8 protein-coding genes are annotated in these 12797 nt (G+C 44.5%); 4 read left to right on the top strand and 4 right to left on the bottom strand.

Features of this window, described 5'->3' with window-relative positions; translation table 11 throughout:
* Nucleotides 1-181: 181 nt before the first annotated feature.
* From KG118_RS05675 to KG118_RS05665, 3 genes are read left to right on the top strand one after another with little or no spacing between them, the layout of a single operon-like run.
* Nucleotides 182-4255 carry a hybrid sensor histidine kinase/response regulator transcription factor gene (locus KG118_RS05675; protein WP_213388378.1) on the top strand — a complete coding sequence of 1358 codons (4074 nt, stop codon included), beginning with the start codon at nucleotides 182-184 and terminating at the stop codon, nucleotides 4253-4255.
* Between the two features lie 24 nt (nucleotides 4256-4279).
* Nucleotides 4280-4831, top strand: a complete 552-nt coding sequence (locus KG118_RS05670; RefSeq protein ID WP_117711302.1) for a chromate transporter — start codon at nucleotides 4280-4282, stop codon at nucleotides 4829-4831.
* Between the two features lie 18 nt (nucleotides 4832-4849).
* Complete coding sequence (locus KG118_RS05665; RefSeq protein ID WP_117711301.1) at nucleotides 4850-5419, top strand: chromate transporter; 570 nt, start codon at nucleotides 4850-4852, stop codon at nucleotides 5417-5419.
* A gap of 535 nt (nucleotides 5420-5954) precedes the next feature.
* On the opposite strand, the gene KG118_RS05660 is transcribed toward KG118_RS05665, so the two are convergent.
* Nucleotides 5955-7466: a glycoside hydrolase family 10 protein gene (locus KG118_RS05660; protein ID WP_117711300.1), complete on the bottom strand. Its 1512-nt coding sequence runs from the start codon at nucleotides 7464-7466 to the stop codon at nucleotides 5955-5957.
* A gap of 71 nt (nucleotides 7467-7537) precedes the next feature.
* Here KG118_RS05660 and uvrA point away from each other — a divergent pair, with 71 nt between their 5' ends.
* Entirely contained in the window at nucleotides 7538-10309 is a 2772-nt protein-coding gene (gene uvrA / locus KG118_RS05655) for an excinuclease ABC subunit UvrA (protein WP_117711299.1), read from the top strand.
* 226 nt (nucleotides 10310-10535) lie between these two features.
* On the opposite strand, the gene KG118_RS05650 is transcribed toward uvrA, so the two are convergent.
* Genes KG118_RS05650 through KG118_RS05640 form a run of 3 tightly spaced genes read right to left on the bottom strand, consistent with a single transcriptional unit; the run spans nucleotide 10536 to nucleotide 12689 of the window.
* A complete protein-coding gene (locus tag KG118_RS05650) occupies nucleotides 10536-11015 on the bottom strand; it encodes a porin family protein (protein ID WP_117711298.1) in 480 nt (159 codons plus the stop codon).
* A gap of 25 nt (nucleotides 11016-11040) precedes the next feature.
* Nucleotides 11041-11265, bottom strand: coding sequence for a hypothetical protein (locus KG118_RS05645; RefSeq protein WP_117711297.1), 225 nt, complete (start codon nucleotides 11263-11265; stop codon nucleotides 11041-11043).
* Entirely contained in the window at nucleotides 11265-12689 is a 1425-nt protein-coding gene (locus KG118_RS05640; protein ID WP_117711296.1) for a carbon starvation CstA family protein, read from the bottom strand. Before KG118_RS05640 ends, KG118_RS05645 begins: the two co-directional genes overlap by 1 nt.
* Between the last annotated feature and the right edge of the window lie 108 nt (nucleotides 12690-12797).

Raw genomic sequence — 12797 nt, 5'->3', positions numbered from 1 at the left:
GCCAAAGCTTCTGCATCAGCAAGAACTTTGGCACATTTCATTTGTTTTCCGATCATTTCCCCGTTCTCCCGCCACCCTCCCACTCCATTTCTCTTTTTTTTGCATATCTCAAACAAATTCACTACTTTTGTGTTAATATTAAGTCCCCCCAAACGTTTATCAAACTCCAAAATTGGCTAATATGAAAAAGCATTTCTTTTTCTTTATTTTCCTGTTATCATCTTTTTTGACCGTTGCTCAAACGTATAAGTACATCGGCGTAGAAGATGGTTTGAGCAACAGGCGGGTGTATGCTATTCAAAAAGGGCCTAAAGGCTATATGTGGTTCCTCACACATGACGGTATCGACCGTTATAATGGGAAAGAGTTCAAACAGTATAAGCTTATGGACGGCGAAGAGGAAATAAACTCCATGATGAGTCTTAGCTGGTTATATACCGATTCCAAAGGCAGATTATGGGAAATCGGCAAACAGGGACGTGTGTTTCGCTACGAAAACAAACACGACCGCTTTCAATTAGTATATAAGCTTCCTAAAAGTGAGACAAAAGGATTACATACTCCCGTCAGCTACGGATTCGTAGATAATAACAGTACAATATGGCTCTGTAACCAAAAGAATATCTATCTGTACAATAGTGAAACGGAAAAATGTACCACTATTAAAAATGAAATCAACGAAAGCATAACAGATATTGAACAAATAGATACCAACCATTATTTCATAGGTACAGATGTCGGCATACATTACGCCAAACTGAAAAACAATATACTTGCACTCAGTCCCTGCGAGAAACTGGATACATTAAAGCTGCAGATAAATGAACTTTTCTACCACAAGAAGAGCCGGAAAATCTTTATCGGTACTTTCCAAAGAGGTATATATGTATACGACCTTAACCTTCATAAAGCATTTCCTGTAAAATCCAGTCTGATAGATGTCAGCATCAACCGTATCCGCGCTTTTGGTGACAACGAGATATTAATTGCGACAGACGGCGCAGGTGTTCATAAGATGAACGTGGACACCCATTCTACCGAACCGTATATCGTAGCCGACTTCAATCGGTATAACGCCATGAACGGCAATACGATTTACGACATATACATCGACGAAGATGAACGTATATGGATGGCAAACTACCCTATCGGCATTACTGTGCGTAACAACCGATATAGCGATTATGAATGGATAAAACATTCAATAGGCAACAAACAATCCCTCATCAACGACCAAGTAAACGCTGTCATAGAAGACAGAGAAGGCGATTTATGGTTTGCCACCAACAATGGTATCAGTCTATACGAGCATCGCACCAAACAATGGCATTCATTCCTTAGCGTATTCGACAAAGAGCACACAAATCAAAGCCATACTTTTATTTCCTTGTGCGAAATCAGCCCCGGGGTTATTTGGGCAGGCGGCTACAGTTCAGGTATCTACCAAATAAACAAAAAGAGCTATTCGGTTGATTTCTTTACCCCCGCACTATTTGGCGGAACAGATATTCGTCCGGACAAATATATTCGTTCTATCACCAAAGACAGTGAAGGCTACATATGGTCCGGTGGATACTACAATCTCAAAAGAATAGACTTAAAAAATAAAAAGGTGAATTTCATCCCCGGACTGGATGCCATAACAGAGATAAAAGAGAAAGACAAAAAATATATGTGGATAGGTACAGCCAACGGGTTATATTTATTGGACAAGGAAACCGATAAACACCAGTACATCCCGATGCCGGTAGAATCTTCCTATATATACTCCTTATATCAGGATCCCACAGGGCTGCTATATATTGGTACCAACAACTCCGGTTTGCTTATTTATGACCCTGTCAACAAAAGCTTCCAGCACTATCACAAAGATAACTGCGCACTTATCTCCAATAACATCTACACAATCCTCTCAGAAGATAAGAATGACGTATTGCTCAGTACCGAATATGGTTTGAGTGCTTTTTATCCTAAGGAGAAGGTATTCCATAACTGGACTAAAGAACAGGGACTACAGTCCGATCACTTTAATGCCAACTCAGGAACATTGCGTAAGAATGGCAATGTCATTTTCGGAAGTACTGATGGTGCCATAGAGTTTCCTAAGAACATGGTATTACCACGCGAGTATAAAACACAAATGATATTCAGTGATTTGCGTGTATTCTACCAGACTGTATACCCAAAGGATGAGGGTTCTCCCCTTATTTTGGATATTGATGAAACAAAAACCTTGCAACTGAAATATAACCAAAACATATTCTCACTTCAGGTTTCCTCTATCAACTATGACTATCCTTCCCTTATCCTGTACTCTTGGAAGTTAGAAGGATTCTATGACGGTTGGAGCCGTCCGGGAGAAGAGAATATTATTCGTTTCACCAACTTGAGCCCCGGGCACTACATCCTGCGCGTTCGTGCCATATCCAACGAGGACCGACGCATCGTACTGGAAGAACGCTGCATGGATATTATTATCGAGCAACCCTTCTGGCTCAGTATATGGGCTTTATTATTTTATGCGTTCGTTCTCATCGCCCTTACAAGTATTACATTACGTATCATCGTGTTACGCAAGCAAAGAAAGATATCCGATGACAAGATTCGTTTCTTTGTCAATACGGCGCATGATATCCGCACCCCGCTAACACTTATCAAAGCTCCGCTGGAAGAACTTGCCGAACGCGAGACGTTGACTAAAGAGGGAGTTGACAATCTCGGTACGGCACTTCGTAATGTCAATGCGTTGTTACGTCTCACAACTAACCTCATCAACTTTGAACGGGCAGACACTTATTCAAACAGCTTCTACGTATCCGAATACGAACTGGGTGTCTACATGAATGAAACAGTCAATGTATTCCGTCCATATGCTTCCATCAAACATATCAACTTGACTTACGAAAGTAATTTCCGCTATCTGAACGTTTGGCTGGACAAGGATAAAATGGATTCTATTTTGAAAAACATCATATCCAACGCCTTAAAATATACTCCGGACGGTGGAAGTGTACATATCTATGCTTACGAGACAGAAGATACTTGGAATGTGGAGGTTAGCGATACAGGTATCGGTATTCCATTGGACGAGCAAAAGAAACTGTTTAAAATGCACTTCCGCGGCAGCAATGCTATCAACTCTAAAGTTACCGGAAGCGGAATAGGTCTGCTGTTGGTATGGAAACTCGTACATATACACAAAGGAAAGCTCAGTTTTAGCAGTACCGAAGGCAAAGGGTCTTGTATCAAAGTATCTTTTCCTAAAAGTAAAAAACGTTACCATAAAGCGATACAACATTCCTCTCCGGCAAAAGATGAAAAAGAACAAAACCAGCCGAAGGATAACGACATGGAACAGGTTGTTCCTTCAATAGAGAATACGCTGAATGTTCCTGCCGAAACCACAGCCACTCCTATAGAAGGTTACGAAGATGCCCAACAGCAAACCCTTAGTACAGACCAGCAGCAAAAGATATTGGTAGTAGAGGATAATGATGAACTGAGAGAATACCTGCGCCGTACTTTGGCCGAGAAGTATCAAGTACAGGTATGTTCCAACGGCAAATCGGCACTTTATATCATAAAAGAGTATTTCCCAGACTTGATTATATCGGACATTATGATGCCCGAAATGCGGGGTGACGAATTATGTCAAGTTGTAAAAAACGATATTGCCACTTCGCACATTCCCGTAATCCTGCTTACAGCTCTTAATACAGATAAAAACATCATAGACGGACTGCAAACCGGAGCGGACGAATACGTGGTAAAGCCTTTCAATATCGGAATTTTGCGCGCCACCATTGCCAATCTGCTGGCCAACCGCGCTTTACTACGCCACAGATATGCCAATCTGGAGTTAAATGACGACACCCACAATACGGAATGCCTCAACTGCTCTACGGATTTAGACTGGAAATTCATAGCCAGCATCAAGAAGCACGTAGAAGATAATATGGATAGCCCAACTTTCAATATTGATGTTCTTTGTAACTTACTCAATATGAGCCGTACCAGCTTCTACAATAAATTAAAGGCGCTGACCGACCAATCTCCGGGAGATTATGTCCGGCTAATTCGTCTGAAACATGCCATGAAGCTGTTGAAAGAGCAGAGGTATACAATCACCGAGGTGGCCGAAATGACCGGATTCAGTGATGCCAAATATTTCCGTGAAGTCTTTAAAAAGCACTTTAATGTAAGCCCGAGCCAATATGCAAAAGAGGAAGGAAACATTAATGAACCAAAACAATAAACTGATTACAGTATTACACATGATATGACAAATATATATATCGAAGCTTTTTCCATATTCTTCAAAATCGGGGCATTCACCATTGGCGGCGGCTATGCCATGGTCCCGTTAATAGAAGATGAAATTGTTACAAAGCGCCGGTGGATAGCCAAAGAAGATTTCATAGACCTGCTTGCCATATCCCAATCCGCACCGGGCATTCTTGCAGTCAACATATCCATTTTCATAGGCTACCGTTTACGAGGGATACGGGGAAGTATCATCACAGCTTTAGGGACGATACTGCCTTCGTTTCTTATTATCCTTGCCATAGCTTTATTTTTTCATAACTTTAAAGACAATGTTTACGTAGAACGTATTTTTAAAGGCATCCGTCCGGCTGTTGTGGCACTAATAGCCGCTCCAACTTTCAGTATGGCGAAATCTGCCAAAATCAACCGCTATACCATCTGGATTCCTGTTGTATCAGCACTGCTTATTTGGCTACTGGGCTTCTCCCCCATCTGGATTATCATAGCTGCCGGTGTGGGCGGATACGCATTTGGGAAGTGGCGGCAATTAACCTCTAATCATTAACCCCTAATCACAACATCTATGCTTTTTCTTCAATTATTCTATACTTTCTTTAAAATCGGCCTGTTTGGTTTTGGTGGTGGATACGCCATGCTTTCCATGATACAAGGTGAAGTAGTCACCCGTTATGGCTGGTTGACACCGCAGGAATTTACGGACATCGTAGCTATCAGCCAGATGACGCCCGGACCTATCGGTATCAATTCTGCAACCTATGTAGGCTATACCACGATAGCCGAGCACTATGGTACAAGCATGGGAATATTGGGCTCTTGCATTGCCACCTTTGCCGTAGTACTGCCTTCATTCATTTTGATGCTCACTATCAGCAAATTCTTTCTGAAATATCAGAAGCATCCTTCGGTAGAGGCTGTATTCAGTGGCCTTCGCCCGGCAGTAGTCGGACTTTTGGCATCGGCAGCACTGGTATTAATGAATGCGGAAAACTTTAGTTCCCCAAAAGAGGATAGCTACTCTTTCGTAATCAGTATCATCATTTTCTTGGTAGCTTTCATTGGAACAAGAAAGTACAAGGCCAATCCTATATTGATGATTATAGCGTGCGGAATAGCCGGACTGATACTCTATTAACAAAAGAAGGAATTCTAAACAACGGCTCAGTTTGAAAACTTGGGGGATTAACATTTTCTAATTCCCCTATATGCATACACATTACTCGCCAACGATAAGCGATGCGAAGATTCTGAACAGCCACACATACATACTTTGATGTACATCATAATTCATTTTGATATACGTCAAAACGGATTATGATATACATCAAAACAGGGAATATTCTTGGATTTCAGTTTGCACCTGTACCCCTTCCACCCTTCCGAACCTTCCTGTTTATACGGGGTAGCGGGTGAAACCCGCTTTTTACTCCCCTAATGACACATCTCAGCTCCCGTAACCACGGGCATTTGTCCTGCAAACCACAGGCATTTGAGGAGCTGAGGTGTGTGGTTTAAAGAGCTGAGATGCGTCATTGGAATTGTCGGAATGTGCAGCCTGTGATATGGGGTTCCACCCGCTACCCCGTATAAACAGGAGGTTTCGGAAGGGTGGAAGGTATTGGAACACAACTGCAAAAGGAAGCATATCTTATGTAAAATTGCTGTATCTTCTATAACTTTACCTTTTTGCCTACTGACTTAGACTCGTTATGCAAGCGGTCGAGTGCGGTTACCACATAACGGTATTTTGTCTTACCGTCCTCATAGGGCAGCTTATAGAAAGTATTACGTGTGACAGCCACAATATGCGAGGGATCGTCAATATCTACCTTTTCCTTCGACCCGAAACGATACACCACATACTGTACCGGACGGTTCATTTCGTCTTTAAACTTCGGCGCAGTCCAGAAAAGTATATAGCCGTCAGCTGTCCATACCGGTTTCACTTTGCGTACTTTGTCCGGTGCTTCATTATCCATAAAGTCAAATACAGGCGGCAGAGCAGGATATTTATGATACTCGGCAACCAACGCATCCCGATACTTGCCGGCATTTTCCACTACGGCACTGGCGGGCCATTGGCAGCTGCCGCCAATTGTCTGATAAGCCCGTTGCAAGGCCATCTTGCGGGGAAGCTGATTGATAGATGGATTCTTCGGGTCGGCATTCTGCACCGTATTCATTACAGACTGTCCGATAAACAAAGGACGGTTTTCCGTATGCTTTGCCCACCATTTCACTAAAGTTTCATAATCGGCTGCCGGATGTCCTATCTGCCAGTATATCTGCGGTATATTATAATCAACCCAACCTTTGCGCGCCCACAGAAGTACATCAGCATATAAATCATCATAATTCTGCAAACCATTCGTATTGCTACCCAGCGGATCGCTACTTTGGTTACGATAGATACCGAAAGGGCTCACTCCGAACTTCACCCAGGGTTTAAGCCCACGAATCGTTTCGTGTATCTTCTGAATCAGAATATTCACGTTACTGCGACGCCAGTCTGCCTTATTGCTGAAACCGCCGCCATAACGTGCAAAACTTGCATCATCCGGAAAGTCTTTTCCTTTGATAGGGTAAGGATAGAAATAATCGTCCATGTGGATAGCATCCACATCATAGCGCGACACGATATCGGTTATCACCTTACAGATATGGTTACGGCTTTCGGGCAATGCCGGGTCAAAATACAACTGATCGCCATAGGTTACAAACCATTCGGGATGCGAATTATAAACATGAATAGGAGAAAGTTCATTTTTCAGTGAGGTCTTTACCCGATAAGGATTAATCCAAGCATGGAACTCCATACCCCGTTTGTGGCATTCTTCAATCATAAACTGCATTGGGTCCCAGTACGGTTCCGGTGCTTTACCTTGTACGCCTGTCAAGAAACGGCTCCACGGTTCATATTGCGAAGCATACAGTGCATCAGCTTCAGGGCGCACCTGAAAGATAATGGCATTAATACCCGCACCTTGCAAAGAGTTCAACTGGTTTATCAATGTTTGCTTCAGTTTGCCGGTAGGTACACTGCGAAACTGTCCGTTCACCGCCTGTATCCATGCGGCGCGAAATTCACGTTTAGGATAGTTGACAGCTGAGGTTTGCTGTGCCTGTATGGTCCAAGTTTGAATGCACAGCAATAGTAGCAAGAGGAGATTTCTAAATTTCATTTTGTTCTTTTTAAATATTGCATGGCAAAGATAATGATTATCTTTGTACCCCAATTCATTTTCAACAGTCTATGACAAAAAATACATCTATCATCATAAAAGGAGCACGCGTCAACAATTTGAAGAACATTGATGTAGAGATACCCCGTAACAAACTGGTGGTTATTACCGGGCTATCCGGTTCCGGCAAATCCTCACTTGCATTCGATACACTCTATGCCGAAGGTCAACGCCGCTACGTGGAAAGCCTCAGCAGCTATGCCCGCCAGTTTTTAGGACGTATGAGCAAGCCCGAATGTGACTTTATCAAAGGGATTCCTCCCGCTATTGCCATTGAACAGAAAGTGAGCAGCCGCAATCCGCGCTCTACCGTAGGGACTTCTACTGAGATTTACGAATATCTGCGCCTACTCTATGCCCGAGTGGGACGGACATTCAGTCCCGTCAGCGGACAGGAAGTGAAGAAACACTCCACCGAAGATATTGTGAACTGTATGCTTCAGCAGCCTGTAGGAACACGCTATACCGTGCTCGCTCCTATATTGCTTCGTGAGGAACGTACCTTGCAGCAACAACTGGAGATAGACATGAAACAGGGCTTCAACCGCCTGGAAGTGAACGGAGAAATGGTACGCATTGACGAGTACCGGCCTAAAGATGGAGACACTGTATTCCTTTTGGTAGACCGTATGACGGCTTCCGGAGAGAAAGATGCCATCAGCCGTCTTACCGATTCCGCCGAGACTGCCATGTACGAGGCAGACGGAGCTTGCCTGTTGCGCTTCTACCAACCGGACGGCACTACCAGCCTATACCGTTTCAGTACCAAATTTGAAGCGGACGGTATCACGTTTGAAGAACCCAACGACCAGATGTTCTCGTTTAACTCCCCCATCGGAGCCTGCCCTGAATGTGAAGGTTTCGGACGTGTCATCGGCATTGACGAACATCTGGTTATCCCCAACCGCTCCCTCTCTGTATACGACGGTGCAGTAGTATGCTGGCGCGGAGAGAAAATGGGCGAATGGAAAGACATGGTAATACGTGGCGCGGAAAAGGCCGGCTTCCCTATTTTCACCCCTTACTATCAACTGACGGATGAGCAACGCCGAATGTTGTGGGAAGGCACTCGCTACTTCGAGGGCATCAATGCTTTCTTCAAAATGGTGCAAGAGAATCAATATAAAATACAGTATCGTGTAATGCTGGCACGTTATCGCGGTAAAACCCTTTGCCCCAAATGCCACGGTACGAGGCTGAAACCCGAAGCCGGTTATGTCCGGGTGGGCGGACGCAGCATTTCCGAATTGGTGGACCTGCCTATCACGGAACTGAAAGTATTCTTTGATAACCTGAAACTGGACAAACACGATACCGATGTTGCCCGCCGCATCCTTATAGAAATCAACAACCGCATCCGCTTCCTGCTGGATGTAGGCTTGGGATACCTCACGCTGAATCGTCTCAGCAACTCCCTTTCCGGCGGTGAAAGTCAGCGCATCAATTTGGCAACTTCTTTGGGAAGCAGCCTCGTGGGCAGTCTCTACATTTTGGACGAACCGAGTATCGGACTTCACAGCCGTGACACAGACAAACTGATACACGTCTTGCGCCAACTGCAACAGTTGGGTAATACCGTAGTAGTGGTGGAGCATGATGAAGAAATAATCCGTGCCGCCGACTACATCATCGACATCGGTCCTAAAGCCGGACGTTTGGGTGGCGAGGTTGTGTATTGCGGAGATATGAAAGACTTGCAAAAAGACAGCAATAGCTACACCGTACGCTATCTCTTGGGTGAGGAAACTATTCCTGTACCCAAAAGCCGTCGTCCGTGGAATCAGTATATTGAAATCACAAGTGCCCGCGAAAACAACCTGAAAGGTGTAGACGTACGCTTCCCGCTCAACGTAATGACCGTAATCACCGGCGTATCGGGCTCGGGTAAAAGTACACTGGTACGCGACATCTTCTTCCGTGCCCTCAAACGAGAGTTGGACGAATGCAGCGAACGCCCGGGCGAGTTTGCTTCTATCGGCGGAGACCTGCAGAACCTGCGTAATGTAGAATTTGTAGACCAAAACCCTATCGGCAAATCCTCACGTTCTAATCCCGTAACCTATATCAAGGCCTACGACGAAATCCGCAAACTATGGGCAGAACAACCTCTTGCCAAACAAATGGGCTATACCGCCGGACATTTCAGCTTCAACAGCGAAGGCGGCCGTTGTGAAGAGTGTAAAGGCGAAGGCACTATCACTGTAGAGATGCAGTTTATGGCCGACCTCGTACTGGAGTGCGAATCTTGCCACGGCAAGCGTTTCAAGGCAGATACACTGGAAGTGAAGTTCCACGACACCAGCATCTACGACGTACTGGAAATGACTGTCAACCAGGCAATCGAGTTCTTCACCCAACACGGGCAAAAGAAAATCGTGAAGCGTTTGCAACCGCTGCAAGACGTCGGGTTGGGATATATCAAACTCGGACAATCCTCCTCCACCCTCTCCGGCGGCGAGAACCAGCGTGTAAAACTTGCATACTACCTCAGTATGGAAAAAGCCGACCCGACGCTTTTCATTTTCGACGAACCCACTACAGGACTACACTTCCATGATATTCGAAAATTACTGGAAGCCTTCGACGCATTGATACGCCGCGGTCATTCCATTGTTATCATTGAGCACAATATGGATGTAGTGAAGTGCGCCGACCACGTTATTGACCTCGGTCCCGAAGGTGGAGACAAAGGAGGTTACATCGTGGCAACCGGTACCCCGGAAGAAGTAGCGGCTTGTACGGCAAGTTACACAGGGCAGTTCCTAAAGGAAAAGCTACAATAGACCTACAGCATAATTCCGTCAAAATCGTCCTGCGAGACAAAAAAAGGGATGCATCAAAATGAATTTAAACTATCATTCTGTCATTCAGAGGAGCTTGCGACGAAGAATCTTTTCTCTTATATGTCAGGAGAAGAGGTTCTTCACTTCGTTCTGAATGACAGAATGATAGTTTAAATTCATTTTGATGCATCCGCAATTATATTATGCAATTTTCTTTCTACCTCTCTTAGAAGTAGAAGCCAAATCCCACCTTCAGTCCGAACTCCGAACGATCCTTGTTTATATCCCAATAAACAGCCGGTTCGATAGTTACCGTACGTGACAGGAAGAACGCGTAACCGGCTTCCATACCAAAGCCAAAACGGGTTTTATCGCCACCATCCCAATTATAACGGTTCAGATTAACGTCAGCTCCCAAAAAGACACCAACTTTGTCAATATAGTAGCGTCCGCCCACACCCAAAGTATAGACGTCCACTCCACCGCCTTGCCATTTTGCACCGGCGTCTATCAGCAAAGCTACATTATCCATCAAAAACGCACCGCCTTTGGCTTCAATACCAAAATTGGCTTTATCCGTTTCTGTATTATAGGAGAAGTTAAGCCCGGTAACGGAAGGATTCACGAACCATTTTCCTTTTTCAAACTGTGCATGGGCAGCCACAGTGCCAATAAGCAAGCATACGAGTAATGCGAGTCTTTTCATCTTGTTTTCATTTTTGAGTGAATAATTATTTTCGTTCTATTCTATCTTCTTCACGACGTTTCCGCTGTAATTCCTCTTTTTTACGAAGCACCAGCCACAGCACAAGTACAATGACATACGAAGCAATTACGGTGACATACTTTTCCGTATTGCTGATTTCCGTATTACGCGGCAGAAAATATGCCGCAGTGGCAGAAACATAAATAAGCAGGGCTATGGTCAAGCCCGTAGATTTCTTGAATTTCTTCATCAGTTAAGAATTTTAGTATGTTTATTCTTCCATGCAACGAACCACACCAAAGCTATCACAACACCGGCAATTCCTATGCCGTAAGCTACCGGATGCGACAGGCCGAAACCTTCGGGCGCTATACAGATATAGGTTGTACAAACACAAGTCATGAAAAAGGCAGGTATCAATGTCAGAAAATATGGTTTCTTCTCACGTACCAGATAGACTGTTATAGCCCATAGAGTAAAGACAGACAAAGTCTGGTTGGCCCACGCAAAATAGCGCCATATCATATCGAAACCGTCTTTATCGCGCAAGCTATACAATAACAATCCGATAGCTGCCAAAAACATCGGCACGCATATATATAAACGACGGCGCATTGTTTTTTGTTCCATACCCAGAAAATCTGCAACGATAAGTCGTGCCGAACGGAAAGCAGTATCACCACTGGTGATAGGAGCCGCAATCACACCCAGTATAGCAAGTACCCCGCCGATTGTTCCCAACCAGTTTTTCGTAATAGCATCCACAATGACGGCGGCATTCGTCTCTTTCATTCCGTTTTCGTGGAAAAAGTAAGTGGCGGCGGCAGCCCAGATAAGTGCTACGATGCCTTCGGTAATCATAGCGCCGTAAAATACCGGACGACCATGGCGTTCACTCGTCATGCAACGTGCCATTAACGGACTTTGTGTGGCATGAAAGCCACTGATTGCCCCGCATGCAATACTGACAAACATAATAGGGAATATAGGCAGTGCGGAAGCATTAGGATGGGGATTCTGTAGCCCGTCCCATACTTCCGGCAGTGCCGGATGATTTACGTAGAGCATTACCAAAATACCTACTGCCATAAACAGCAATGCAATAGCAAATAACGGATATATCTTACCGATAATCTTATCTACCGGCAATAGGGTGGCAAGCACATAGTAAATAAAGACCACTACAATCCAGAAGGTAGTATCCAGCGTCTCCGGTGTCAGGCTGGCAAGCAGTCCGGCAGGACCTGCTACGAACACTGCTCCTACCAATATCATCAGGACAACAGTAAACCCACGCATTACTTGCTTGGTAGTCATCCCCAAATAACGGCCTATAATCTCCGGCAAACTCTCCCCACCGTGCCGCAACGAAAGCATTCCCGCAAAATAATCGTGCACAGCACCGGCAAAAATACTTCCTAACACAATCCACAAATAAGATGCCGTACCGAACTTGGCCCCCATAATAGCGCCGAAGATTGGTCCCAAACCTGCGATGTTCAAAAATTGTATCATGAAGATTTTCCACGTAGGCAGCGGGATATAATCCACTCCGTCGGCCTTTGTAAGAGCTGGTGTCTTACGGTCGTCCGGTCCGAATACGTGTTCAATAAAGCGTCCGTAGATGAAATAGCCTGCAACCAACGCCAGCAAGCAAAGTGTAAATGTAATCATGGCGTGCTAATGTTTAATATATATATGCTCAGTGTTAATGTATTTTATATATGCAAATGTAACAGTTTCCAACTAAACTACACAAATTTATCAAGCGATTTACTTATC

Origin of the sequence: Bacteroides propionicigenes (genome assembly GCF_018390535.1) — a bacterium.
Taxonomy (GTDB): Bacteria; Bacteroidota; Bacteroidia; order Bacteroidales; family Bacteroidaceae; genus Bacteroides; species Bacteroides propionicigenes.
Note: the sequence above shows the minus strand (reverse complement) of the source record. Positions and strands in the feature narration are given on the sequence as shown.

Coding starts and splice junctions, on each gene's coding strand:
- KG118_RS05675 (WP_213388378.1), top strand. CDS start 182: ATGAAAAAGCATTTCTTTTTCTTTATTTTCCTGTTATCATCTTTTTTG.
- KG118_RS05670 (WP_117711302.1), top strand. CDS start 4,280: ATGACAAATATATATATCGAAGCTTTTTCCATATTCTTCAAAATCGGG.
- KG118_RS05665 (WP_117711301.1), top strand. CDS start 4,850: ATGCTTTTTCTTCAATTATTCTATACTTTCTTTAAAATCGGCCTGTTT.
- KG118_RS05660 (WP_117711300.1), bottom strand. CDS start 7,466: ATGAAATTTAGAAATCTCCTCTTGCTACTATTGCTGTGCATTCAAACT.
- uvrA (WP_117711299.1), top strand. CDS start 7,538: ATGACAAAAAATACATCTATCATCATAAAAGGAGCACGCGTCAACAAT.
- KG118_RS05650 (WP_117711298.1), bottom strand. CDS start 11,015: ATGAAAAGACTCGCATTACTCGTATGCTTGCTTATTGGCACTGTGGCT.
- KG118_RS05645 (WP_117711297.1), bottom strand. CDS start 11,265: ATGAAGAAATTCAAGAAATCTACGGGCTTGACCATAGCCCTGCTTATT.
- KG118_RS05640 (WP_117711296.1), bottom strand. CDS start 12,689: ATGATTACATTTACACTTTGCTTGCTGGCGTTGGTTGCAGGCTATTTC.